The 24,145-nt window shown below is 58.3% G+C and carries 21 protein-coding genes; 7 read left to right on the top strand and 14 right to left on the bottom strand.

Going from position 1 to position 24,145, the window contains the following annotated elements; genetic code table 11:
* Positions 1-11: 11 nt before the first annotated feature.
* Genes JZI28_RS06540 through JZI28_RS06530 form a run of 3 tightly spaced genes read right to left on the bottom strand, consistent with a single transcriptional unit; the run spans position 12 to position 1,687 of the window.
* On the bottom strand, positions 12-956 hold the full coding sequence (locus JZI28_RS06540; RefSeq protein WP_295454560.1) for a twin-arginine translocase subunit TatC: 945 nt from the start codon (positions 954-956) through the stop codon (positions 12-14).
* Positions 953-1,465 carry a Sec-independent protein translocase protein TatB gene (tatB, locus tag JZI28_RS06535; protein ID WP_295454562.1) on the bottom strand — a complete coding sequence of 171 codons (513 nt, stop codon included), beginning with the start codon at positions 1,463-1,465 and terminating at the stop codon, positions 953-955. Before tatB ends, JZI28_RS06540 begins: the two co-directional genes overlap by 4 nt.
* Positions 1,466-1,471: 6 nt before the next feature.
* Complete coding sequence (locus JZI28_RS06530) at positions 1,472-1,687, bottom strand: twin-arginine translocase TatA/TatE family subunit (protein ID WP_297340656.1); 216 nt, start codon at positions 1,685-1,687, stop codon at positions 1,472-1,474.
* 220 nt (positions 1,688-1,907) lie between these two features.
* Here JZI28_RS06530 and JZI28_RS06525 point away from each other — a divergent pair, with 220 nt between their 5' ends.
* Positions 1,908-2,219 (top strand): hypothetical protein, encoded by a 312-nt coding sequence (locus JZI28_RS06525; protein WP_295454566.1) that lies wholly within the window; start codon positions 1,908-1,910, stop codon positions 2,217-2,219.
* A gap of 69 nt (positions 2,220-2,288) precedes the next feature.
* Positions 2,289-2,969, top strand: a complete 681-nt coding sequence (locus JZI28_RS06520) for a YafY family protein (protein WP_297340654.1) — start codon at positions 2,289-2,291, stop codon at positions 2,967-2,969.
* Positions 2,970-3,010: 41 nt separating this feature from the next.
* Here the strand turns inward: JZI28_RS06520 and JZI28_RS06515 are convergent, their stop codons facing one another.
* From JZI28_RS06515 to JZI28_RS06500, 4 genes are all read right to left on the bottom strand, one after another.
* Positions 3,011-4,138, bottom strand: coding sequence for an ABC transporter ATP-binding protein (locus JZI28_RS06515; RefSeq protein WP_375699619.1), 1,128 nt, complete (start codon positions 4,136-4,138; stop codon positions 3,011-3,013).
* A 75-nt stretch (positions 4,139-4,213) separates the two neighbouring features.
* On the bottom strand, positions 4,214-5,263 hold the full coding sequence (locus JZI28_RS06510) for a methyltransferase domain-containing protein (RefSeq protein ID WP_375699618.1): 1,050 nt from the start codon (positions 5,261-5,263) through the stop codon (positions 4,214-4,216).
* A 157-nt stretch (positions 5,264-5,420) separates the two neighbouring features.
* Positions 5,421-6,539: a hypothetical protein gene (locus JZI28_RS06505; RefSeq protein WP_375699617.1), complete on the bottom strand. Its 1,119-nt coding sequence runs from the start codon at positions 6,537-6,539 to the stop codon at positions 5,421-5,423.
* A 35-nt stretch (positions 6,540-6,574) separates the two neighbouring features.
* The gene (locus tag JZI28_RS06500; RefSeq protein ID WP_375699616.1) at positions 6,575-7,354 is read right to left on the bottom strand and encodes an SDR family oxidoreductase; all 780 of its coding nucleotides are present in this window, start codon (positions 7,352-7,354) and stop codon (positions 6,575-6,577) included.
* Positions 7,355-7,663: 309 nt separating this feature from the next.
* Between JZI28_RS06500 and JZI28_RS06495 the strand changes: the two genes are divergently transcribed.
* Positions 7,664-8,674, top strand: coding sequence for a Hint domain-containing protein (locus tag JZI28_RS06495; protein WP_375699615.1), 1,011 nt, complete (start codon positions 7,664-7,666; stop codon positions 8,672-8,674).
* A gap of 39 nt (positions 8,675-8,713) precedes the next feature.
* On the opposite strand, the gene JZI28_RS06490 is transcribed toward JZI28_RS06495, so the two are convergent.
* Positions 8,714-10,324 (bottom strand): ATP-binding protein, encoded by a 1,611-nt coding sequence (locus JZI28_RS06490; RefSeq protein WP_375699614.1) that lies wholly within the window; start codon positions 10,322-10,324, stop codon positions 8,714-8,716.
* 281 nt (positions 10,325-10,605) lie between these two features.
* On the opposite strand from JZI28_RS06490, the gene JZI28_RS06485 reads away from it, so the two are divergent.
* The 4 genes from JZI28_RS06485 to JZI28_RS06470 all read left to right on the top strand — a co-directional run bounded on the left by JZI28_RS06485 (position 10,606) and on the right by JZI28_RS06470 (position 15,629).
* Complete coding sequence (locus JZI28_RS06485) at positions 10,606-12,213, top strand: peptide chain release factor 3 (RefSeq protein ID WP_375699613.1); 1,608 nt, start codon at positions 10,606-10,608, stop codon at positions 12,211-12,213.
* A gap of 182 nt (positions 12,214-12,395) precedes the next feature.
* Positions 12,396-13,379: a glycosyltransferase family 2 protein gene (locus tag JZI28_RS06480; RefSeq protein WP_375699612.1), complete on the top strand. Its 984-nt coding sequence runs from the start codon at positions 12,396-12,398 to the stop codon at positions 13,377-13,379.
* A 266-nt stretch (positions 13,380-13,645) separates the two neighbouring features.
* Positions 13,646-15,271: a DEAD/DEAH box helicase gene (locus tag JZI28_RS06475; RefSeq protein ID WP_375699611.1), complete on the top strand. Its 1,626-nt coding sequence runs from the start codon at positions 13,646-13,648 to the stop codon at positions 15,269-15,271.
* A gap of 184 nt (positions 15,272-15,455) precedes the next feature.
* Positions 15,456-15,629 (top strand): RSP_7527 family protein, encoded by a 174-nt coding sequence (locus tag JZI28_RS06470; RefSeq protein WP_295454580.1) that lies wholly within the window; start codon positions 15,456-15,458, stop codon positions 15,627-15,629.
* A gap of 112 nt (positions 15,630-15,741) precedes the next feature.
* On the opposite strand, the gene JZI28_RS06465 is transcribed toward JZI28_RS06470, so the two are convergent.
* The 6 genes from JZI28_RS06465 to nuoL form a co-directional block, all read right to left on the bottom strand.
* Entirely contained in the window at positions 15,742-17,412 is a 1,671-nt protein-coding gene (locus tag JZI28_RS06465) for a ribonuclease J (RefSeq protein ID WP_295454582.1), read from the bottom strand.
* The gene (locus tag JZI28_RS06460) at positions 17,409-18,191 is read right to left on the bottom strand and encodes a type III pantothenate kinase (RefSeq protein ID WP_375699610.1); all 783 of its coding nucleotides are present in this window, start codon (positions 18,189-18,191) and stop codon (positions 17,409-17,411) included. The genes JZI28_RS06465 and JZI28_RS06460 overlap by 4 nt, the downstream gene beginning before the upstream one ends.
* 15 nt (positions 18,192-18,206) lie before the next feature.
* Positions 18,207-18,956, bottom strand: coding sequence for a biotin--[acetyl-CoA-carboxylase] ligase (locus JZI28_RS06455; RefSeq protein ID WP_375699609.1), 750 nt, complete (start codon positions 18,954-18,956; stop codon positions 18,207-18,209).
* Positions 18,957-19,027: 71 nt separating this feature from the next.
* Positions 19,028-20,467 carry an NADH-quinone oxidoreductase subunit NuoN gene (nuoN, locus tag JZI28_RS06450; protein WP_353398900.1) on the bottom strand — a complete coding sequence of 480 codons (1,440 nt, stop codon included), beginning with the start codon at positions 20,465-20,467 and terminating at the stop codon, positions 19,028-19,030.
* A gap of 14 nt (positions 20,468-20,481) precedes the next feature.
* Positions 20,482-22,029 (bottom strand): NADH-quinone oxidoreductase subunit M, encoded by a 1,548-nt coding sequence (locus JZI28_RS06445; protein ID WP_375699608.1) that lies wholly within the window; start codon positions 22,027-22,029, stop codon positions 20,482-20,484.
* Positions 22,029-24,143 (bottom strand): NADH-quinone oxidoreductase subunit L, encoded by a 2,115-nt coding sequence (nuoL, locus tag JZI28_RS06440; protein ID WP_375699607.1) that lies wholly within the window; start codon positions 24,141-24,143, stop codon positions 22,029-22,031. Before nuoL ends, JZI28_RS06445 begins: the two co-directional genes overlap by 1 nt.
* Positions 24,144-24,145 lie beyond the last annotated feature (2 nt).

Raw genomic sequence — 24,145 nt, 5'->3', positions numbered from 1 at the left:
CCATTACGGCCCTACTTGTCTTCATCCTCGTCGAACTCAGCCATCAAAGGATCATCATACTCATCATCATAATAGCCCTCTGCCCGCAGCTTCTCTTCTCGCTTGGCCTCAACCCGGCGCACCAGGAAGATCGAGATCTCATAGAGACCATAGACCACCACAAAGAGGATCAACTGGGTGATCACATCCGGAGGTGTCACCAGCGCGGCCAGCACCAGAATGGCAACAACCGCATATTTGCGCATCGCCCCCAGCCCATCAGAACTGACCAGGCCAGCCTTACCCATCAGGGTCAGCAACACCGGCAACTGAAAGCACAGACCAAAGGCCATGATGAATTTCAGGGTGATATCCAGGCTCTCATTCACCTTGCCAAAGAAGGTGATTTTGACCCCATCCGTGGTGGCAGGCACCACAGCTGTATCGACGTTTACGCCATCCGGCAGGGTTACAGCCACATCTCCAGCCGCCTTGGAAATCAGGTTGGCAAAGATCGAGCTGACATCCGCAAAGCCGAGGAAAAACTGCATCGCCAGGGGGGTCACCACCAGTTGGGCAAAGGTCGCGCCCAACAGGAACATGAAAGGCGAGGCAACCAGAAAGGGCAGAAACGCGCCTTTTTCCGTCTTATAAAGGCCCGGCGCCACAAACCGCCACAGCTGGTAGCCGATCATCGGAAAAGACAGCGCAAATCCAAAGACCATGGAAATCCGAAACAGGGTGAACAGATATTCCTGCGGCGAGGTATATTGCAACGTCGGCGAAGGATCACCCAGCGCCCGCAGGGTCTGTTCGATCGGCTGCACCAGGAATTGCAGGATCGGCTCGGCCACGACAAAGGCCAGGATGACCCCCACCGCAAAGGCCAGCACCGACCGGATCAAGCGGGTCCGCAGCTCGGCCAGATGCTCGATCAGCGGGGCGGTTGAGTCTTCAACCTCTTCGCTATGGCTCATGTTTTGGCCTCACTTCCGTCAGAGGGTGCCACTGCTGGCTCGGCGCTGCTTGGCTGTTCAGGCGCGCGGTCCACCGCAGCTTCAGCCGCTTCGGCATGGGCCAGGGCTTCGGTTGCTTCCTGTGCCTTGCGTTCGGCTGCGGCACGCGCGGTTGCGGCTTGAATTTTCTTGGCGTCCTTGGCCCGTTCAGCAGCCAGTTTCCCGGTTTCTGACTCCGGTTTGTAAGAGGTCGGATCAATGGATCTTGCCATATCCTGCGCCGCCTCTTTCACCCCGTCCATAGCCGAACCAACCGGATTGGTCGCAGCCTTCAGCCCCTTGGCCACATCCCGCACGCCGCTTTCGTCAGCAGCGTCGTTCATCGCCGAGCTGAACTCGCGCGCCATGCCCTTGGCCTTGCCCACAAACCTGCCGACATTTCGAAACATCACCGGCAGGTCCTTGGGCCCGACGACAATCAGCGCCACGACGCCAATAACCAGTAGTTCGGTCAACCCAAGATCAAACATCGGCGCTTACGCCTTGTCTTTGTCAGCTTCGGGGGTCACGTCCTTGGCTTCAGTGGCCGCATCTTCTTCCAACTCAGCGGTGCCTTCACTGACGCCTTTTTTGAACGATGTAATGCCCTTGCCGACTTCGCCCATCAGCGAGCTGATTTTACCGCGACCAAACAGCACCAGAACCACAACAGCGATAAGCAGGATGCCTGGAAGACCAATATTGTTAAGCATGTGAATCTCTCCTTCACTTTGCCAATGCGCAGTGCATCGGCTGACTATTCCTCTGACCACAGGTCTACGCAGCTCCTGTGTCGGCGCAAAGAGCCCGCAGCCGCTTTGCCCCCGGTGCAGGATGCAAAAACAGTTTTTTTCAGTCACAGGCAAACGCAACTGACAGGTTTGTGTCAGTTGGCCCTTGTTAGAGACCCCACATCAACAAAAGGAGTTTGATATGACACAACACGTCGCCGAAACCGTCACCTTTACCCTCAATGAAGGCGTCACGCCGGAGCAATTCGTCCAGCTGAGCAAGGCCAGCGAGGGCTTTGTGCGCGCCAATCCCGGCTTTGTCTTTCGCCGCCTCAGCTGTGGCAGCGACGGCTCCTGGACCGACACGGTGATCTGGAAAGACATGCAAACCGCGCTGGAGGTGGCGGATAGTTTTGGCAAACAGGATTTTGCCCCGGCCCTGATGGCAGCGATTGCGCCAGACAGCGTCTCCATTCGCCATGAAACCATTCTCTGGACCCTGATGCCAAACTGATCTGGAACTGTTTCTGGTGGGGGCCGCCTGTCTTGACGCGGCCCCCACCTCTGCGCCAAGGGTAGTCCCATGCGCCGCACCGACCGTCTTTTTGAAATCATCCAGATCCTGCGCGATGGCAAACTCCATCGCGCCCAGGATATTGCCGCGCAGCTAGAGGTCTCCACCCGCACTATCTACCGCGATATGGACACGCTGGTGGCCTCTGGTGTGCCGGTCGAGGGAGAGCGCGGTGTCGGCTATCTGGTGCGCGAACAGATTACCCTGCCGCCCCTGACCCTCACCCCGGCAGAGCTGGAAGCCCTGAACCTTGGCATGGCCATCGTGGCAGAGGCGGCGGATGCGGATCTGAAAGCCGCGGCACAGTCCCTGGCCGCAAAGGTAGATGCGGTTTTGCCAACCGAGGTGATTGCCGAGGCCGACGCCTGGAAATTTGCCGTCTACCCCTTTGCCGATGTGGCCCGTGGCTTTGCCCATATGCCCACCCTGCGCGCCGCGATCAAATCCCGGCAAAAGCTGGCCCTGCGGTATCGCCGCCTTGATGGCACCCTGACGGATCGCACCATCCGGCCGCTGCATATGGAGTATTGGGGGCGTGTCTGGACCCTGACGGCCTGGTGCGAGACACGCGGTGATTTCCGGGTGTTTCGCGTTGATCTGATCGAAGAGGTGCGCGCCCTGCCCGAGCTGTTCCTGGATGAGCCGGGAAAAACCCTGGCGGATTACGACCCCCACCGCGACAAGATTTAAACAGCGTCGAAATCAGGCCGAGATCCGTTGGAACAGCTGAATTAGGCAGGGAAAACGAAACAGCGGTTGCGCGGCACGGTTAGCCACATCACCCGGCCCACCTCTGGCAGGAACACCCGTGGCACCGTCACCTTCAGCACCGACCCATCATAATCCATCTGGAATTCCACCAGGCTTTCATGGCCAAGATAGCGCGCCCGTTTCACCACAGCGCGGGCTGGTACACCGTCGGTAGCGGTGGGCAGCGGTCCCTTGCCAGCGCGGTCAAAATCGATCCGCACGTGTTGCGGGCGAAAGACAATATCCACATCCGTGCGATCTGCGATGCCCGGCGCCAGGAATTGACCAAAGGGCGTATCGGCTAACGCTCCGTTAACTTGTGACTTCAACACGTTGATATCACTAAAAAACGCGACTGATGCCTTGTCGCTGGGGCGGGTATAGACATTATAGGGCGCGCCCTGCTGGACAATCTTGCCACCACGCATCAGCGCGATCTCATCCGCCATGCGCATGGCCTCTTCCGGCTCATGGGTGACCAGCAGAACGGCGGTGTCTTCTTCTTTCAGCAGGGTCAGCGTCTCGTCGCGAATGCCATCGCGCAGCCGGTTGTCCAGCCCGGAAAAAGGCTCATCCATCAGCATGATGCGCGGACGTGGTGCCAGCGCCCGCGCCAGGGCGACACGCTGCTGCTCACCGCCCGACAGCTGGTGGGGATAGTCGTCAATGAACCGCGTCAGCGATACCTTTTGCAGCAGTTCCTCGACCCGGAGGCGTTTTTCATCCTTGCTGCCCTTCAGCCCAAAGGCGACGTTATCGGCGACGCTGAGATGGGGAAACAGGGCAAAGTCCTGAAACATCAGGCCAATCTCGCGCCGCTCTGGGGGAACCCGAAACATCGTGTCACAGATCAGCTTGCCATCCACGTAGATCTCGCCGCTGTCCTGCATCTCAACCCCCGCGATCATCCGCAGGGTGGTGGATTTACCGCAGCCCGAAGGCCCAAGCAGGCAGGTCACCTGCCCCGCCTGAATCTGCAAGGACACATCATCCACCACCGCGCGGCCATCAAAATAGCGATGGATATTGCGGATCTCCAGCCGCGGATGCGACTTAGGCCCAGTCGCAACGGACTGGGAACCCTGAGAGTGGGGGGATGCTGTGCTCATGCGGCCTCGCAAGCTGCGCCGGTTAACGAACGGCTTTAGCGGCAAATACCAACCAGGCGCGCGCCGCGCAAGTGCTCAGCAGCAGGCCGCCACTGTGCCCTCGGGATCCAACCCAGTAAAGGGAGAATTGCCACCGCAGCCTGCAAAGATACCGTAGTGATTGGAGAAATCACCAATAAAGTCAAAATGCGGTTCCAGCCGCGTGTCCTTGAGCATCATCCAGGTATTGCCGCAGACCGGAAAGACCTTCCCCGCCTCGATCACGTGATGATCATCCAAGCGCAGGGCATGGGGCGCATGGGGAATTGTGCCTTTATAGATCACCGCCTGGCCGTAGTCTTCGCAGTCAGTTTCCAACGCCGGCAGCTTGAACAGACGGTAGGTCGCCGACAGGAAGCTGAGCGGCGCCACGCGGGCTTCCAGCTTGGGGTTTTCTATGGTCAGGGGCCGCGCCGTCACCATGCGCGGATCATTGAATCCCGCTCCCTTGGCCAGGGTCAGGAAATCATTCCAATACAGCGCCCCGGACAAACATTCCCCGTAGAGCACCTCATCCCGAGCCATGGCTTCGGGCACCCGGCGGTCAGCATAGACATCGGAGAAATACATCTCTCCGCCTTCTTTCAGTAGATGATAGGCGCCACGCAGCACCGCGGCCTTATCGGTGGCCAGATTGATCACACAGTTGGAAACGATAATATCAAAAAAGCCCGGCTCCAGGTCCAGCTCTTCCAGTGTTTCGATAAACCCGTGATGGAACTCCACGTTTGAGCTGTCATGGCCAAAGGCCTCTGCGTGGAAATCCTGATGACGGCGGGCCACATCCAGTTGCGCCGGGGTCATGTCAACACCAACCACCCGCCCCCTGGGACCCACCATTTTTGACAGCGCATAGACATCGCGCCCGGCCCCACAGCCAAGATCCAGAATACGCGCGCCTTCCAGCGCCTCAGGCGCGATCAAGCCGCAGCCATAGTAGCGCGTCAGCACCTCATCGTGGATTTGCGACAGCACCTCTTTGACGTGATCCGGGATGTCATCCGGGGTGCAGCAGGCATTGGTCTGCAAATCCTCGCTGCCCTGGAGCACTTCGCCATAGTAGTTCTGCACGGATTCATGGGACATCGGGGGCTTCTCCAAAGTGGCGCGTTCTTAGCAATCGGCCCGGACAGGACTTCCAGAGCCACCTTCCGGGCTATCTTGCCCGGTCGTCGCCGACAAGAGTGCGGGCGCATTGCTAACAAATCTGTGACAGAAGGTGAGCATCAGGACGTTAGGGGTATCATGGCGTCAGCTCAAAGCTGTCCTGCGCGGCGACGCGGCCATTGACCAGAACCTCGACCTCATGCCTGCCGGGATGCAGCTTAAACGTCGTGGCGTCGCCCTTTAGCCGATGTCGTTTTGTCAGCGTCACAGGCGATCCTTTCAACTCAGTCTGCTTGAGCTTGAACACCTTTTGCGAGGCTTTTCCCGTGGCCCGCGGGAACCGCACCCGGTAGTCGACCAGAACCGGCAAATCACCGGGCGCAGAGAGGGTTACCTCAAAGTTCAGGACATCTCCTATTTTAACTGTTTTTGTTTCAATTCTTATACTTACAGTGACTTCTGCATCCGGATCATACCCCAATACCCGCAGGGCGCGCGGGTGGCCTGATTTCACCAATCCACGGCAGGCATGGGCGGTCAACCAGCTGAGTTCTTTGTCCTGCTGCTGCCCCAACGCGCGCCAATCTTGCAGCACATCCAAAACCAGATCCGGGTCTTTCTTGCTGATATCATTCAAATGATTGGCCACGGATCGGGTCACATAGCGGGTCGGGTCGCTGTGCAGCTGTTGCAAAAGCGGTAGCGGGGTGCGCAGATCCAGGGAAACTCCCTGTCCCCAGGGCAGACGTGGCCGGGTGCCTTCGCTCACCAGGCGGCGGACATGGTAGCTGGGATGACTGGCCCAGTCCTGCATACGTGTCAGTGTCAAATCAGGATGTTCGTTTAAAAACGGTCGGATAGCCCATTCCATTGAGAAACGTTGCGTGACCTCCCCCAACAGGTCCAGCGCCAGTTCCGGGTCACTCTCCAGCCCGCGTGCGACGATGAGCTCCCCCAGGGGTGCAAAAATGAAATCGCCAAAGTCATCATCGGTCTTGCTGGGGTCAAGCGGAGGTGGCAAGGCGCGCAGGATATGTGGCGCCACCTCAGAAAGCGGCCCTTGCAGATGCTGCCCCAACACCTCGGCGATCCAAGCGATGCGGGCCTTCAGCTCCAGCGGCAACAGCCCCGCCATGACCTCGGCTTCAAAATGGTCAGGTTTAAAACCCGGCACCGCCTCGGCAAAAAGACCCGCCAGATAGCGGGTCTTCTCGATGTTGAACAATTGGTCCTTCAGGGAAAACCCGCTGGCCATGGATATACTCCAAAAATGTTCGGTAATGTAAATTATTACAGGGTTGCGTTGGTTGAACCGCCATCAAGAAGGATATTTTGTCCAACGATAAAACCAGCGTGTTGCGAACACAGGAAGGCGCAGGTGGCACCAAATTCCGTGCGCGATCCATAGCGCCCGGCCGGAATGGTTGCGGCGCGCTGCGCCTTGGCCTCTTCCATGGTGATGCCCTGCTGGGCGCTGACACCGCTATCCAGCGAGACCGCACGATCGGTGGCATGAATGCCGGGCAGCAGGTTGTTGATGCAAACCCCGCTGCCAGCCACCTGACGCGCGGTGCCCGCCACATAGCCTGTCAGACCGGCACGGGCCGAATTGGACAGACCCAGCACCGCAATGGGGGCTTTGACCGATTGCGAGGTGATATTCACCACCCGTCCCCAGCCCCGGTCCATCATCCCTGGGAGGAGCGCCTTCATCAGGGCAATAGGCGCCAGCATATTGGCGTCCAGAGCCTTGATAAAGTCGTCACGCTCCCAGTCCGACCACAGGCCGGGAGGCGGCCCACCGGCATTGGTCACCAAAATATCGATATCCGTGGCCGCGGCCAGCAGCTTTTCCTGGCCTTCGCCGGTGGTGACATCCGCCACCACGGTTTCAACCTCAACGCCGTAAGCGTCGCGGATCGATTGCGCTGCATGCACCAGTGCCTCTTCGCTCCGTGCGTTCATCACCAGGTTGACGCCCGCTTCCGCCAGCGCCTCAGCGCAGCCCAGTCCCAGACCTTTGCTGCTGGCACAGACCAATGCTCGTTTTCCCGCGATTCCTAGATCCATTCCTTACCTCCAATGGGTCTTTCTTGTGATTTGGCACAGAGTGCACTGCCCCCCCGTCAATGGCCAGCCCTGAAACGCGCCACAGGTCGGCGCCTGGCGACTGTTTGACTGGCAGGTTAACTGGCAGAGTTTGGGGCGCTAAACTGGGCGTCAGAAAGGCCACGCTTTGCAAAATTAACGCCTTGTCAGGAATTCTGCCCGTAATTGTCGGTATCATGCCATAATTCACTGCTAGACCCGCTATGCAGTCCCTGGGCATCCGACGATGTCCACGCCCTGCACCGCATCAGACCAACCACCGGAGCTCCTGTGTCCACACCAGATCGCGCCATCCAATCCATCCCGGCCTATCCCGCTGACCAGTTTCAGGTGGAGATTGGGGCCAATATGGGCGACGGCCTGAGCGTCATGGATGAGCTGATCCTGGATGACATCTACCAGCTGTCCCCGACGGCTCATGCCAAACGGTTGGGATTGGCCAGCGGTGCGGACGGCAGTTTTTACATCGCCCAGGATACCGAACTCGGCATGGCGGGCGCCCAGCTGCATCTGGACTGTGTCGTAACCTTGATGCCGAACGCCGGTAACAACATCGAGGCCATGGTCATGGTCGAAGTCGACCATGAGGGGCTGATCGCGGCGATTTATCTGGTGCCTATGGCGCCAATGGGCATCCAGCAAAGCTATACGCTGGTGCGCGCCGAGCAGGACAGCGCCCGGCGCAAACTGGCACAGATGGCCTGCGTTTCCTTTACCCGCGGCACCCGGATCACCATGGCCACCGGTGCGCAAAAACCAATCGAGGATCTCAAACCCGGAGACCGCATCCTGACCCGCGATGAAGGCGTGCAAGAGCTGCGCTGGATCGGCCAGACCACCTCGCGCGCTGTCGGGCGCATGGCGCCGGTGCTGATCCGCGCCGGGGTTTTGAACAATGCCGCCGACCTGTTGGTCAGCCCCGACCATCGTCTGATGGTCTATCAACGCCATGATGAATTGGGCACCGGCAGCCCCGAATTGCTGGTACGGGCGCGGGATCTGGTCAATGGCGACAGCGTGGTGGTGCAGGATGGCGGCTTTGTCGACTATTTCCAGCTGCTGTTTGATCGTCATCACATTGTCTACGCCGAGGGCATCGCCGCCGAGAGCCTGTTTCTGGACCCGATGACCCAATCAGCCCTTCCGGATGAGATCCTGGATCGCATCTCCCCTACCTTAGAAATTGGCCAGCGCCGCGACGCCCATGGTATCGAGGTACAAAAATCCCTGCTCGACCGCCCCGACGCCGTCAGCCTGCTGAAACGCGCTTCCCTGCGGTAGCCAGGCCTTGTGCCCCAACCCCGCCGAGCCCATGGGTCATCAGTCAAGAGCGCTAAGGTACGCCAGCAACTCAGATTTCCGAAATGGTTTGGTCAGAAAGCCATCCATTCCCGCCTCGTAACAGGCTTTTACATCGCTTTTCTGTGCGTTTGCCGTCAGCGCAACAATCTTACAGTTCGCGCGACCGGTGTCTGTCTCGTGTTGCCGGATCCGGCGGGCCGCTTCAAGACCGCCCATAACAGGCATGGAAAGATCCATCAGGATCAGGTCGAACTCCGCCGCGACATAGGTCTCGTAGGCCACTGCGCCGTTCTCCGCAAAACGAGCCTTCGCACCAAATTTCTGCAGCATTTTTTCCACGACCAACTGATTGGTCTTGTTGTCTTCCGCCACAAGGATCTTCATGCGACGCAACCGCTCCAAGGTTTCCGTCTCCGAAACAGCAACGGCACTGGCGGGGCCACCGCCAAGCTGATTTTGCGGCGCTCCCTGCTCCCCGGCCTCCGCTGCCTTGGCTCCATCGGTTTCAGGCGCGAGGTCCAGCCACACGGTAAAACAAGATCCCTGCCCCGGAGCGGATTTGACGGCAATCTCTCCCCCCATGCGCTCCAACAGGGCCTGCGAAATGGCAAGGCCCAGCCCCGTCCCTTCGGCCTGTGCTTTGGGCGTGCCCTTGGCTTGTTCAAAGGCTGAGAAAATGGAGGCAAGCTTGCTTTCTTCAATGCCGCAGCCGGTGTCAGAAACCGCAAACCGCAAAGGCCCCATTGATGCACTCAGATCATAGTCAACCGTGAGCGAGATATGCCCTTGGTCGGTGAATTTGATCGCGTTGCCAATCAGATTCAACAATATTTGGCGGATCTTACTGGCGTCGCCGATGAATGTGGAAGGCAGTGTGTCAGGGTAATCTACAAGAAAGCCAAGCCCCTTGTAGGAGGTCTTGGCGGACAAGAGCAACCTGATTTCTTCAATAAGATCACGCAGTGAAAAGGGCTGAGCGTTCAGGGAGACCTTTTTTGCCTTGATCTGAGCAAAATCGAGAACTTCATTGATCATGTCCAGCAACGCTGTCGTGGAACTGAAGATCGTATCGGCAAAGAGGCTTTGCTCGTCGTCCAGCTTGGTTTCCTTCAACAGCTCACAGAGACCCAGAATTCCGTTCATCGGCGTTCTGATCTCATGGCTCATTTCTGCCAGGAACCTCTCCTTGGCCTGGCCCGCTTCCTCCGCTTTTTCCTTGGCAATCTTGGTCAGCTCCAAAGCAGCGTCTCGTTCGCGCTCCGATGTTACATCCGCAGATGACCCAACAAGATGCGTCAGTTTACCAGCGGCATCAAACACCGGGGTCATTGTTGTGCGAATGTAAAATGTCTTGTGAACAGACGGCAAATTGATCTCGTAGGTGGCTTCCTGTTGCGACCGCACCACCCCCAAATGATGCGCCAGCGCACGTTCTCCGGTGGAGCCACCAAATATCTCCAAAGCAGTCTTGCCAAGCCAGCTGTCCCCAGAAAGCTTTGTAATCGCGCGAGAACGCTTATTCATCGCCACATATCGGGGTATGCCGTCGTCACCGACTTCCAACACAATCACGGCCATGCCAACAGCATCCAACAATGAATAGATGTCGCAGGCTTGAAGTCGTTTCACTCGCTATTTCCTCTGAACACAGGAACACTGACCTACACTCTAGACAGCAAATTTTCCTTTAATAGTAATCATTTTACACATCAACTCTAACCAAAACCGAAAAGGGGTCTCGACACAGGCTCCTGTCTGCCAGATGGCGCCGTACCGCGCTGGCCGCCAGAATGGGCAAAACGAATGCCAGGACCACTTTAGCAAAGGTACTGGGCGCATACGAGAGGGGCCGTCAATGTCAGCGGCTGTTTTCCTTGCCTCCCCCCCGGTTTCTGGCTAGAGGCAATGCCATGTTGGATACCGCTGCAAACCGCCCAGACCTGCCGCCCGAAATCGCGCGGCGCCGCACCTTTGCGATCATCTCGCACCCGGATGCGGGCAAAACCACGCTGACTGAAAAGTTCCTGCTTTATGGTGGTGCTATCCAGATGGCCGGACAGGTGCGCGCCAAAGGCGAAGCCCGGCGGACCCGCTCGGATTTCATGCAGATGGAAAAGGACCGCGGGATTTCAGTTTCCGCCTCGGCGATGTCTTTTGATTTTGATGGCTATCGCTTCAATCTGGTGGACACTCCCGGTCACTCTGACTTCTCCGAAGACACCTACCGTACGCTGACGGCGGTGGATGCGGCCGTGATGGTGATTGATGGCGCCAAGGGCGTTGAAAGCCAGACACAAAAGCTGTTTGAAGTTTGCCGTCTGCGTGACCTGCCGATCCTGACCTTCTGTAACAAGATGGACCGCGAAAGCCGCGACACCTTTGAGATCATTGACGAGATTCAGGAAAACCTGGCCATCGACGTGACTCCGGCGGCCTGGCCCATCGGGGTAGGACGCGATTTCATCGGCTGTTATGACATGCTGCGCGATCGGCTGGAACTGATGGATCGCGCCGATCGTAACAAGGTGGCCGAAAGCATCGCCATCGAGGGCCTGGATGACCCCAAGCTGGCGGAACATGTGCCCGCCCACCTGCTGGAAAAGCTGCTGGAAGAGGTCGAGATGGCCCGCGAGCTGCTGCCCAAGCTGGACCCGCAGGCGGTGCTCGAAGGTCACATGACGCCGATCTGGTTTGGCTCGGCGATCAACTCCTTTGGCGTCAAAGAGCTGATGGACGGGATCGGCGCCTATGGGCCCGAACCCCAGGTGCAAACCGCGCAGCCGCGCAAAATTGCACCCGAAGAGAAAAAAGTCACCGGCTTTGTCTTTAAGGTGCAGGCCAATATGGATCCCAAGCACCGCGATAGGGTGGCCTTTGTGCGTATGGCTAGCGGCCATTTCAAACGCGGCATGAAGCTGACCCATCTGCGCACCAAAAAGCCGATGGCGATCTCTAACCCAGTGCTGTTTCTCGCCTCGGACCGTGAACTGGCCGAAGAGGCCTGGGCCGGCGATATCATCGGCATTCCTAACCACGGCCAGCTGCGCATCGGCGACACCCTGACCGAAGGCGAAGCATTGCGGGTCTCGGGCATTCCCTCCTTTGCGCCGGAACTGTTGCAGGGCGTGCGCGCGGGCGATCCGATGAAGGCCAAGCACTTGGAGAAGGCGCTGATGCAATTTGCCGAAGAAGGCGCCGCCAAGGTCTTTAAGCCCTCGATTGGTTCGGGCTTTATTGTCGGCGTGGTTGGCGCGTTGCAGTTTGAAGTGCTCGCCAGCCGGATTGAGATGGAATATGGCCTGCCCGTGCGGTTTGACAACTCCCAGTTCACCTCGGCTCGCTGGGTCAGCGGTGACAAACAAGCACTTGATAAGTTTACCGAAACCAACAAGCAGCACATCGCCTATGACCATGACGGCGATATCGTCTATCTGACGCGTTTGCAGTGGGATATCGACCGGGTCGAGCGCGACTACCCCGATCTGAAACTCACAGCCACCAAGGAAATGATGGTCTAAACCTCTCTTGTGCGGTTGACCTCCAGTCTGGGCGGCTCCTTAGGGGGCCGCCCTTTTCTTTGCAATATCTTGCAGACCGCCAACCTGGCCCAAGCTGTAAACCCGCACTGGACTAATGCGCTGACCCAATTTCATTATCGCCGCGAGCACAGGCGCAGCTTCAGGCAACAGGCAGGAAATTCATGGCCGAGATGACAACAGCACAAAAGGCCAAATGGGGCCTGGTCAGTACCATCAAGGCCCCCGCCGAAGATATCCTGACCTTTGCCGCCTACCACCTTGAGATCGGGGCGCACCGGCTGTTCATCTACCTGGACAGCCCCTGCCCCGAGGCCCGTGCGCTGCTGAAAGCCCATCCAAAGATCCGGGTGTTTGATTGCGATGATGCCTCCTGGTGGCAACGGCGCAAGAAAACCGGCAGGCCGGAAAAACATCAGGCACGGCAAAGCCTGAATGCCACCCGCGCCTATCGGCGTCAGGCCGGGGATCTGGACTGGCTGGCCCATATTGACGTCGACGAATTCCTCTGGGCGGACAGGCCTATCGGTGAGATCCTGACCGCCCTGCCAGCCACCACGCTCTGCGCCCGTGCCCGCCCCATCGAGGCGCTGGCGGGTGACGGCACCGCCTTCAAAGGCCACATTCCCAGCGGCACGGAGCAAGGCGGCACGGTTGGCCGTATCTACCCGAGGTATGGCGAGCATCTGAAAGGCGGATTTCTCAGCCATGTTCAGGGCAAAATCTTTGTACGCACCGGGATGGCCAATATATCTCTGCGCATTCACAATGTTTTTCAAAAAGACCCGGCGGCGGGCAAGGATATTGAAAATCCCGGCGCACAGGAGCTGCCGGAGGTTGACCTGTGCCACCTCCATGCACCGGATTGGCAACATTGGCTCGCCCACTACCGGTTCCGCCTCTCGCAAGGCTCCTACCGCGCCGGGCTGTCCCCGGCGCGCCCCCTTGATCGCGGTGGCCTGTCCAAACATGACTTGCTGACCATGATCGAAGCCGAAGAGGGTGAGGCCGGTTTACGCGCCTTCTATGACGAGATCTGCAAGGATAGCCCCGCGCTACGGGCGCGGCTGGAGGCAGAGGGGCTGCTGCGGATCCGGGACTTGAACCTGGCAGCCTGTCGCCGCAAACATTTCCCCGCGTTCACCTAACCCGCTGCAACGCTATCAGGGCAAGTGGCCCCCTTGCCCCCTATCTGTCAGATGCCCCATCAGGCGCGCCTGCCCGCTGGCGCACGGCATGGTCAGCGCTTTCATGCCAAGTGTCCAAGCTCTTAAACACAGGCAATAATTGACCGCTCGACTAGATTTTGCTATGTCCCCCTCAAAGTTGGATGTTGTCACACCGCATGTCTTTGCGGACCCAGCTTTGTCAAAACACGCGCGGGCCAAATCAGTGTCCGCATAAACGGACGCATATGACAAAATTTACCGATCTGAATCTGAACCCAAAGGTCCTCAAAGCTATCGAAGAGGCCGGGTACGAATCCCCCACCCCTATCCAGGCAGGTGCTATTCCGCCCGCGCTTGAAGGTCGTGATGTGCTGGGCATTGCCCAAACCGGCACCGGCAAAACCGCCTCTTTTACCCTGCCAATGATCACCATGCTGGCCCGTGGTCGTGCCCGTGCCCGCATGCCGCGCAGCCTGGTTTTGTGCCCCACGCGGGAACTGGCCGCGCAGGTAGCTGAGAATTTCGACACATATACCAAGCACTTGAAGCTCACCAAGGCGCTGCTTATCGGCGGCGTCAGCTTTAAAGAGCAGGACCAGCTGATCGACAAAGGTGTCGATGTTCTGATTGCCACCCCTGGCCGTCTGCTGGACCATTTTGAGCGCGGCAAGCTGTTGCTGACCGGCGTGCAGATCATGGTCGTTGATGAAGCGGACCGGATGCTCGACATGGGCTTTATTCCGGATATCGAGCGGATCTTCTCGCTCACCCCCTTCACCCGTCAGACCCTGTTCTTCTCGGCCACCATGGCGCCAGAGATCGAGCGGATCACCAATACCTTCCTGTCGGCGCCAGAGCGAATCGAAGTGGCCCGCCAGGCCAGCGCCTCTGAAACCATCGAGCAACAGGTCGTTTTGTTCAAAGCCTCGCGTAAAGATCGTGAAGCCAGCGAAAAACGCACCGCTCTGCGGGCGCTGATCGACGGCGAAGGCGAAGGCGACAAGTTGACCAACGCGATTGTTTTCTGCAACCGGAAAACCGATGTAGATATCGTCGCCAAGTCGCTGAAGAAATACGGCTATGACGCCGCTCCGATTCATGGCGATCTGGACCAGAGCCAGCGCACCAAGACCCTTGATGGGTTCCGCGACGGGCAGCTGCGTATTCTTGTTGCTTCCGACGTGGCAGCGCGAGGGCTTGATGTGCCAAGCGTCAGCCATGTGTACAACTTTGACGTCCCCGGACATCCCGAAGACTATGTCCACCGGATTGGCCGGACCGGGCGCGCGGGCCGCGAAGGCAAGGCGATCACCATCTGCTCTAGCCGGGACGAAAAGGCGCTTGCCGCTGTTGAATCCCTGTTGCAGAAGGAAATCACCCGGTTGGAGAACCCGGTGAAAAAGGCAGAGCCTGCCAAACGCAGCTCCGCCAAGAAAGCCGCTGAAACACCTGCCAAATCAGAGCCAGGCACACGGGGTAAATCCTCTCGCGGCAAAGCCTCTGCTGACACAGCCGCGCCAGAAGCGGTCGCAACCGAGACGACACAAGCGGATGCAGCAGCCGTGGCCGATCAGCCCGACGCAGGGAAGTCTGAGACAGCGCAGTCCGAAAAGCGCAAATCCGACTCGCGCCAGGCAGAGGGTAACAAGTCCGAAGGGCGCTCTCGCTCGTCCAATCGCGCATCGAACAAGAAGACCGAAGAGGCCCCTGCCCAGTCAACCTCTTCCCAGTCGAGCACTTCGAACTCCAAATCCAACCGCGGACGTGGTGGCAAACAGGGCGGGCGTCGTGATGACCGCACAGTTGTCGGCATGGGCGATCACATGCCCAGCTTTATCGCTCTCTCCTTTGACGAGCGCCGCGCTGGCTAGGCCATCACCTGCCACAGAGACATGACTAGAACGGTCGCTCCGCCCGGAGCGGCCGTTTTTCTTTGCCGCTTGGTCTAGGTCTGCACAGCTGGCATGGCGGAAATGCTTCTTTGATTAATGTAATCGGGGGCAAACCCCACTACATGGGCGAGATCCGTACGCAAAACATAGACTGAGAAATACAATGACCGACGCCCAGCCCGTGATCCTCACCGCCGCAGAAATTCAAGCCATCGAGGCCCGCGCCCATGAAATGCGCGCTCAGGCCTTGGCGGAGTGCATTTGCGCACTGGGCCGGGGCATCAGCCGTGCAGCCCACAAGCTTTCTGCACTGCTGCACCGCCCCCGTGCTGCCTGAGAGAGCCGCAAGAGATATCAAATTACCCCAGTGACTATTTCTGTCACCACTCACGAAAAAACGCCCCGGCAGATCCTGCCGAGGCGTTTTTTTGCCATAATACTCTGTGCGCTTAGCGCATCCGGCTGATCACCACGGTGACCTCTGGTTTTTTGCCGATCTCATTCTGGCAAGACTGACGGGCGATCCGGCGCAGCTCGCCTTCCAGCTTGTCATCGTCTTTCAGGGTCTTTGCCCCAGCCCGCATCAGGAACTGGTTCAGATCCTCTTCCAGCACCTCTGTCAGCGCCGCATTGGAGCTGCCATTGTCCGTAAGGCCCTTGATATCACACCAGGGCTCGCCCAGGGGCTCGTCCTCTTCGTCAAGGATCAGCGTGACAACCAGATGCCCGTTCAAAGCCATGCGGATACGATCGCGAATGACACCGTCCATGGCGCCAATTTTGATCGAACCATCCAGATAGGTTCTACCGGTGTCGATATATTCCAGCACCGAGGGACGGTTGCCCGACAGGTTCAGCATCATGCCGTTAACAGCAACGATACTGGGGATGCCCTTGGCCTCGCCCAGGCGGGCGTGCTGACGCAGGTGGCGGTGTTCGCCGTGCATGGGCACCAGCATCGCCGGTTGCAGCAGGTCATGCAGCGCTTCCAGGTCAGGACCATTTGCATGGCCTGAGACGTGGTAAAGGCCCGAACTGTCGTCCACAACATCCACACCACGTTCCGAGAACTGGTTGATGATACGGATCACGCCACGCTCGTTGCCGGGGATGGTTTTAGAGGAGAACAGGAAGAGATCGCCCTCTTTCAGCTCCAGCCCGCGATACTTGCCCCGCGCCATCTGCGCCGAGGCGGCCCGGCGTTCGCCCTGGCTGCCAGTGGTGATCAGCATCAGGTTGTTGCGCGGCATATCCTTGGCTTCTTCCGGAGAATAGACCGTTGGAAAGTTCTTCAGAACGCCGGTTTCCTTGGCGGCTTCGACCATGCGCAGCATCGCCCGCCCCAACAGCACAACCGAACGCCCTGCCCGAGTACCGGCATCTGCCAGGGTCTTTACCCGCGCCACGTTGGAGGCAAAGGTAGTGGCGGCCACCATGCCCTTGGCCTCGCCAATCAGGCGGGTGATTTCATCTGGCAGATCAGATTCCGAGCGACCCGGTGTTTTAGAGAACACATTGGTCGAATCGCAAATCAGCGCCTTGATGCCAGGTTTGGCGATCTCAGCCCACATCTCAGGATCAAAGGCTTCGCCCACCAGCGGGGTGCGGTCCAGTTTGAAGTCGCCTGTATGCACTACGCGGCCATCGGGGCTATCGATCACCAAACCTGCACTTTCGGGGATCGAATGCGCCATCGGGGCAAAGCCCACGGTGAAGGGACCCAGTTTGGTCACTTCGGGCCAGGCACCGACGGTTTTCACCACCAGCGGGTCATGGCCACGCTCTTCCATCTTGCGCCGGGCCAGATTGGCGGTGAAGGCGCGGGCATAGACCGGCACGTTCAGCTGGCTATAGAGATGCGATACCGCCCCGATATGGTCTTCGTGTCCATGGGTGATAAAAATCGCTTCCAGCTGGTCGACGCGCTCGCGCAGCCAGCTGATGTCAGGCATGATCAGGTCAACACCGGGGGTGCTGTCCATATCCGGGAAAGCAACGCCCAGATCCACCAGGATCAGTCGCTCTTTGCCGGGTTTGCCATAGCCGTAAACATAGGCATTCATGCCAATTTCGCCCGCCCCGCCAAGGGGAAGGTAGATCAGTCGTTCATCAGTGCTCATTCAGGAGTACCGTTATCCTTATTGTATTTATGAATGATCTGGAGCCCATGCATGGTGAGATCATCCTCATATGCGTCGAACAGATCAGCAGCTTGCTGGAAAAGAGGCGCCAGCCCGCCTGTTGAAATAATCTTCATTGGAACGTCACGTTCGGCCTTAATCTGGGCGCAGATTTCGCGCACCAGGCCGACGTAGCCCCAAAACACACCCGATTGCATACAGGCCACCGTATTGGTGCCAATGACATGCGCGGGCTTGGAAATGTCCACATGTGGCAGCGCCGCCGCTGCCTGGTGCAGCGCCTCAAGGCTGAGGTTCACCCCAGGCGCAATAACCCCCCCGACATAGGCCCCATCTTCAGCCACCACATCAAAGGTTGTCGCCGTGCCAAAATCCACCATCACCAGATTGCCACCGTAGTGGTCAAAACCGGCCACCGTATTGACCAATCTGTCCGGACCCACCGCCGTTCCCTCATCCACTCGCACATCCACCGGCAACAGGCAATCGGATTTTCCCACAACCAGCGGGCGGGTGTTGTAATAGCGATCCGCCAGCACACGCAGATTGAACACCACGCGCGGCACGGTGGAAGAGATAATCACATCGGTAATATCTGTTTTGATGCCCTGAGCCTGAATCAGCGTGTTGAGCCAGACAAAATACTGATCCGCCGTGCGGCGCCAGTCTGTCGCTGTGCGCCAGGTTCCAATGAACCGTTCGCCATCCCAGATCGAGAAGACGGTATTAGTATTGCCACAATCAACAGCCAGAAGCATGGGAGGCCCTTACGGTCAGAAAAAGATTTCAGCGGCAGGGATACAGACCCGGCCTTTGGCGCTGTTTAAGACAAGGTTACCCTCCGCGTCTACCGTCTCGAAGGTTCCGGTTGTCTCAGACTTGTTGGTACGTGCGGTAATAACCTCACCCAACTTGGCTGCGCGGGCCAGCCAGGCCGTGCGGATGGGCTCAAACCCGTAGGTGGTGAACTGGTGTTCATAGCGGGCATAGGATGCCGCCAGCGCGTTGAGAAAATCCTCTGGCGTGACCTGCACCCCGGTTTCAGACAGCAGCGACACCGGCCAGACCGCACCAGGATCCAGCCATTCCCTCATCGGGGTTTCCACCAGATTGACACCAATGCCAATGGCCAGATGGCTGAGCCCCTGGCCTGCCCCGGCGCTCTCCAGCAGGATCCCTGACAGTTTGCCACCGTTGAGCAACACATCATTGGGCCATTTCAACGCCAGCCCCTCGGTGCGCCCCGTCAGCGCCTCGCAGGCATCATAAACCGCCAGCGCGGCCACAAAGCTGCGCAGGGCCACCACCTGGGGAGGCTCGGTTGGGCGCATCACCAGGGTGGCGGCAAAATTGCCTTTTGGTTCTTTCCAGGCGCGCCCACGACGCCCGCGCCCCTTGGTCTGGCGTTTGGCCAGTATCCATTCAGGTCCTGAGAGATCCGCAGCGATCCGCGCCGCCTCATCCAGGGTGCTGTCCACCTCGTCAAGGATGCGCTTACCGTAGCCTTCGGGCCAATCCATCATCGTGCCATTCCTTCAAAAGCCAAAAGGCCCGGTCCAACGAACCAGGCCTTTTGTCAGAGATGTAAAGCTGGTCAGTTGACCAAGGCCGCGGCCGCCGCGGCCGCGACGCCATCGACACCAAACATATTGATGATCCCCAGAACCATCACCGCAGCAGAGCCCATGAGGAAAGTCCAGAGCACTGGCGAGCTGCTGCGATCCAGGTCTTCGGCCTCGTCACCGAAATACATGAAATAGACGATGCGCAGGTAATAGAAGGCACCAATAACCGAGGCTACAACACCGGCAATTGCCAGCCAGGCCAGATCGGCCTCATAGGCGGCACGCAGCACATACAGCTTGCCAAAGAAGCCCAGCATCGGCGGCACACCCGCCAACGAGAACATCAGGATCAGCACCGCCAGCGCCTTGCCAGGCTCGCGGCGGGAGTACTGGTTTAGCGCACCGATATCGGTGATCGGTTTGCCGTCTTTTTGCAGCATCAGGATAAAGGCAAAGGTGCCGATATTCATCGAGACATAGATTGCCATATAGACCAGCATGGCCTCAACACCCAGCACGGTGCCCGCAGCCAGGCCCATCAGGGCATAGCCCATATGGGCAATCGAGGAATAGGCCATCAGACGCTTGATATCGCGCTGGCCAATCGCAGCCACAGCGCCGACAAACATCGACAGCAGGGACAGCACCGCGACAACCTGGCTCCAGTCGGCAACCGCATGGCCAAAGGCGTCATGCATCACCCGGGCAAACAGGCCCATGGCGGCAACCTTGGGGGCTGAGGCAAAGAAGGCCGTAACCGGCGTAGGCGCGCCCTCATAGACGTCAGGCGTCCACATATGGAACGGCACTGCGGAAACCTTGAAGCCAAGGCCCGAGATCAGCAGAACCAGACCAAAGAGCAGACCAACAGAAACTTCGCCATGCTGGGCAACTTCGATGATGCCAGAGAATTTGGTGGTGCCGGCAAAGCCATAGACCAGCGAGGCCCCATAGAGCAGCAGGCCAGAGGACAGCGCGCCAAGAACAAAATACTTCAGGCCGGCCTCGGTGGATTTGACACTGTCGCGGCGCATCGAGGCGACCACATAGAGCGCCAGGGATTGCAGCTCCAGCCCCATGTACAGCGACATCAGATCACCGGCGGAAACCATCATCATCATGCCGACGGCGCTCAGGGCAACCAGAATGGGGTATTCAAAGCGCAGCATGCCACGACGGGACATATACTCCTGCCCCATGACCAGAACCGCCGCTGCCGACAGCAGGATCACAACCTTGGCAAAACGGGCAAAACCGTCATCGACAAACATGCCGCCAAAGGCTGTGTTCGCCTCGCTACCGCTGGTGCCAATCCAGATGGCCAGGGCCACCATCAGACCAGATGTGGACCAGATCAGCGTCGAGGCCAGCTTGTCCTTACCGGTGTAGACCGCGCCCAAAAGCGCCGCCATTGCGTAAAGTGCCAGGATAATCTCTGGCAGAATTACGGAGAGATCAGCTTGGATCATCTGCCCATGCTCCCTTAGTGCGACGCAGTCTGGGCAACGGCGGAGATGTCCGCAGCAGCCAGAGACTGGTTGAAGTTAGCGATCAACGCCTCAGTCGAGGGACTGATGATATCGGTGACCAGCGAAGGATAGACGCCCAGCAGGATGGTCATCACCACCAGCGGCGCAAAGATGAACCGCTCGCGCGCATCCATGTCCTGGATTGTCTTCAGGCTGCCCTTGATCAGGTCACCAAAGACCACCCGACGATAAAGCCACAGCGCATAAGCCGCCGAGAAGATCACCCCCGAGGCCGCAACAGCTGCCACCCAGGTGTTTTTCTGGAAGGTGCCCATCAGGGTGAGGAATTCACCGACAAAACCCGATGTGCCCGGCAGGCCGACGTTGCCCATGGTAAAGAACATAAAGACCAGCGCATAGGCAGGCATACGCACAACCAGACCACCATAGGCACTGATCTCGCGGGTGTGCATACGGTCATAGATAACCCCGACGCACAGGAACAAGGCTGCCGAGATAAAGCCGTGGCTCAGCATCTGGAAGATCGCGCCATCGACACCCTGCTGGTTGGCCGCAAAGATCCCCATGGTGACAAAGCCCATATGTGCGACAGATGAATAGGCGATCAGCTTTTTCATGTCTTCCTGCACCATCGCCACCAGCGAGGTATAGACCACCGCAATGGCTGACATCCACAGGATCACATCGGTCATCACATCCGCCCCGACCGGGAACATCGGCAAAGAGAACCGCAGGAAGCCATAGCCGCCCATCTTGAGCAGGATTGCCGCCAGCACCACAGACCCGGCGGTCGGCGCCTGCACGTGGGCATCGGGCAGCCAGGTGTGCACCGGCCACATGGGCATTTTCACCGCAAAGGAGGCAAAGAAGGCCAGGAACATCAGGGTCTGCATGCCGCCGACCACATGAATGCCCAGCACATCAAAGCTGTTGGAGGCAAAGCTATGCGTCAGCATGCCTTCAATATCTGTGGACCCGTAATCCGAATACATCGCCACCATAGCCACCAGCATCAGCACCGAGCCAAGGAAGGTATAGAGGAAGAACTTAAAGGAAGCGTAGATCCGATCCTTGCCGCCCCAGATGCCAATGATCAGGAACATCGGGATCAGGCCTGCCTCAAAGAACATGTAAAACAGCACCAGATCCAGCGCCATAAAGACACCCAGCATCAGGGTCTCCAGCAGCAGGAAGGCGATCATGTATTCCTTGACGCGGGTCGTGACTTTCCAGCTGGCCAGAATGGTCAGCGGCATCACAAAGGTGGTGAGCATCACAAACAGCACCGATATGCCATCGACCCCCATTTTGTACTGCAGGCCAAAGACCCAGTCGCGTTCTTCCACAAATTGAAAACCGGTATTGGAGGGGTCAAACTGGGTATAGATGCCAAGGCTCACCAGAAAGGTCAGCGAGGTGGCCATAAGGGCCAGCCATTTGGCATTGCGTTGCGCCGCTTCATCCTCGCCACGCATGAGCAGCGCCATTACGGCAGCCGCTACAGCAGGGATGAAAGTGACAATTGATAGAAGGTTGTCCATCAGTGGGCTCCTCCGCCGATCGACATCCAGGTGATCAGGGCTGCGATGCCCAGCACCATCCAGAAGGCATAGGTAAAGATGAAACCGGACTGCGCGCGACCGGCGAGTTTGGTGAAGAAGGGTACAATCCCCATGGCCACCCCATTGAGGAAGCCATCAATGACATTGCCGTCGCCCCGCTTCCAGAAGAAGCGCCCCAAGGCCAGGGCCGGTTTGACAAAGATCGCGTCATACAGCTCGTCAAAGTACCACTTGTTCTTGAGGAACAGGTAGAGCGGCTGGAAGTTATTGGCCAAACGACCCGGCAGGCTGGGGTTCACGATGTAGAACAGGATCGCCAGCAATAGCCCCAGAGACATCGCAATAAAGGGCGAAACCTTGACCCATTTTGGCGCCGCATGGGCCTGTTCCAACACATGGTTGTCTGGCGCGAAATACAGCGCCCCCTCGCCTGGCTGGCCCGCAAAGGCAACGTGATGTTCGCCCGCTGCAGCCTCGCCGTGGCCGGTATCAGCAGCTGCGTGACTGTCAGCCTCACCGTGGCCTTCAGCGGCAGCGCCATGGTCATCTGCAGCAGCCTCGGCCACAGGAATACCATAGAATTTGCCAACCTGATCCGCATGACCAAAGAAGGAGTTGTACCAAATCATCCCCGAGAACACCGCCCCCAGCGACAGAACGCCCAGAGGGATCAGCATGGTCATCGGGCTTTCATGGGCGTGGTCATGGGTGTGCTTGTCACCACGTGCCTTGCCAAAGAAGGTCAGGAACATCAGACGCCAGCTGTAGAACGAGGTCATAAAGGCGGCAATCACCAGCATCCAGAAGCCATAGTTGGACCCACCGGCAAAGGCGCTTTCAATGATCGCATCCTTGGACAGGAAGCCGGCAAAACCAATATGGGTGAGCGGGATACCAACACCGGTAATGGCCAGGGTGCCGATCATCATCGCCCAATAGGTATAGGGGATTTTTTTGCGCAGGCCGCCGTAGTTCATCATGTCCTGCTCGTGGTGCATGGCATGGATGACCGACCCGGCACCCAGGAACAACATCGCCTTAAAGAAAGCGTGCGTGAACAGGTGGAACATCGCCGCCGAATACATGCCAACGCCAGCAGCGACGAACATATAGCCCAGCTGCGAACAGGTGGAATAGGCAATGACGCGTTTGATGTCGGTCTGAACCAGACCAACCGTGGCGGCAAAGAAGGCTGTGGTGGCGCCCAGCACAGTGATGAACATTGTGGCCTGCGGCGCAAACTCCATCAGCGGCGACATGCGACAAACCAGGAAGACACCCGCGGTCACCATGGTCGCAGCGTGGATCAGCGCCGACACAGGAGTCGGGCCTTCCATTGCGTCCGGCAGCCAGGTGTGCAGGATCAGCTGCGCCGATTTACCCATAGCACCGATAAACAGCAGCATCGCCAGCAGGTTGGCCGCATCCCATTCCGCCCAAAGGAAGGAGATCGAATGACCTGAAACCTTGGTTGGGATATCCGCAAAGATCTCTGTAAAGCTGATACTGTCGGTCATCAGGAACAGACCAAAGATCCCCAGCGCAAAGCCAAAGTCGCCAACCCGGTTGACGATAAAGGCTTTCATCGCCGCAGCATTCGCGCTTGGCTTGCGGTAGTAAAACCCGATCAACAGGTAGGAGGCAACGCCCACACCTTCCCAGCCAAAGAACATCTGCAGCAGGTTATCTGAGGTCACCAGCATCAGCATGGCGAAGGTAAAGAAGGACAGATAAGCAAAGAAGCGCGGCTTGTAGCTTTCGCCGTCTTTCCACTGTGGATCGTGATCCATGTAGCCAAAGCTGTAGAGATGCACAAGGCTGGAGACCGTGGTCACCACGATCAGCATCAAGGCTGTGAGGCGGTCAATACGTATACCCCATGAGGTATCCAGGCTGCCACTCTGGACCCAGGTCAGGATCTCGATCGAGCGGGTGACGCCGTCAAAGCTGATAAAGACAATCCACGACAGCAGGGCCGACAGGAACAACAGGCCCGTCGCCGTCACCATGGCGGCTTTTTCGCCGATGTATTTGTGACCAAAGCCACAAATCAGCGCGCCCACCAGAGGGGCAAAGAGGAGGATGGTTTCCATGA

The sequence above is a fragment of the Pseudophaeobacter sp. TrK17 genome, assembly GCF_042192375.1.
Lineage (GTDB): Bacteria > Pseudomonadota > Alphaproteobacteria > Rhodobacterales > Rhodobacteraceae > Pseudophaeobacter.
The sequence above is the reverse complement of the archived record's forward strand: the minus strand, read 5'-3'. Positions and strand labels throughout refer to the sequence as shown.

Excerpts from the sequence above, each read along its gene's own strand:
- JZI28_RS06540 (WP_295454560.1), bottom strand. The coding sequence starts at position 956 with ATGAGCCATAGCGAAGAGGTTGAAGACTCAACCGCCCCGCTGATCGAG.
- tatB (WP_295454562.1), bottom strand. The coding sequence starts at position 1,465 with ATGTTTGATCTTGGGTTGACCGAACTACTGGTTATTGGCGTCGTGGCG.
- JZI28_RS06530 (WP_297340656.1), bottom strand. The coding sequence starts at position 1,687 with ATGCTTAACAATATTGGTCTTCCAGGCATCCTGCTTATCGCTGTTGTG.
- JZI28_RS06525 (WP_295454566.1), top strand. The coding sequence starts at position 1,908 with ATGACACAACACGTCGCCGAAACCGTCACCTTTACCCTCAATGAAGGC.
- JZI28_RS06520 (WP_297340654.1), top strand. The coding sequence starts at position 2,289 with ATGCGCCGCACCGACCGTCTTTTTGAAATCATCCAGATCCTGCGCGAT.
- JZI28_RS06515 (WP_375699619.1), bottom strand. The coding sequence starts at position 4,138 with ATGAGCACAGCATCCCCCCACTCTCAGGGTTCCCAGTCCGTTGCGACT.
- JZI28_RS06510 (WP_375699618.1), bottom strand. The coding sequence starts at position 5,263 with ATGTCCCATGAATCCGTGCAGAACTACTATGGCGAAGTGCTCCAGGGC.
- JZI28_RS06505 (WP_375699617.1), bottom strand. The coding sequence starts at position 6,539 with ATGGCCAGCGGGTTTTCCCTGAAGGACCAATTGTTCAACATCGAGAAG.
- JZI28_RS06500 (WP_375699616.1), bottom strand. The coding sequence starts at position 7,354 with ATGGATCTAGGAATCGCGGGAAAACGAGCATTGGTCTGTGCCAGCAGC.
- JZI28_RS06485 (WP_375699613.1), top strand. The coding sequence starts at position 10,606 with ATGTTGGATACCGCTGCAAACCGCCCAGACCTGCCGCCCGAAATCGCG.
- JZI28_RS06480 (WP_375699612.1), top strand. The coding sequence starts at position 12,396 with ATGGCCGAGATGACAACAGCACAAAAGGCCAAATGGGGCCTGGTCAGT.
- JZI28_RS06475 (WP_375699611.1), top strand. The coding sequence starts at position 13,646 with ATGACAAAATTTACCGATCTGAATCTGAACCCAAAGGTCCTCAAAGCT.
- JZI28_RS06470 (WP_295454580.1), top strand. The coding sequence starts at position 15,456 with ATGACCGACGCCCAGCCCGTGATCCTCACCGCCGCAGAAATTCAAGCC.
- JZI28_RS06465 (WP_295454582.1), bottom strand. The coding sequence starts at position 17,412 with ATGAGCACTGATGAACGACTGATCTACCTTCCCCTTGGCGGGGCGGGC.
- JZI28_RS06460 (WP_375699610.1), bottom strand. The coding sequence starts at position 18,191 with ATGCTTCTGGCTGTTGATTGTGGCAATACTAATACCGTCTTCTCGATC.
- JZI28_RS06455 (WP_375699609.1), bottom strand. The coding sequence starts at position 18,956 with ATGATGGATTGGCCCGAAGGCTACGGTAAGCGCATCCTTGACGAGGTG.
- nuoN (WP_353398900.1), bottom strand. The coding sequence starts at position 20,467 with ATGATCCAAGCTGATCTCTCCGTAATTCTGCCAGAGATTATCCTGGCA.
- JZI28_RS06445 (WP_375699608.1), bottom strand. The coding sequence starts at position 22,029 with ATGGACAACCTTCTATCAATTGTCACTTTCATCCCTGCTGTAGCGGCT.
- nuoL (WP_375699607.1), bottom strand. The coding sequence starts at position 24,143 with ATGGAAACCATCCTCCTCTTTGCCCCTCTGGTGGGCGCGCTGATTTGT.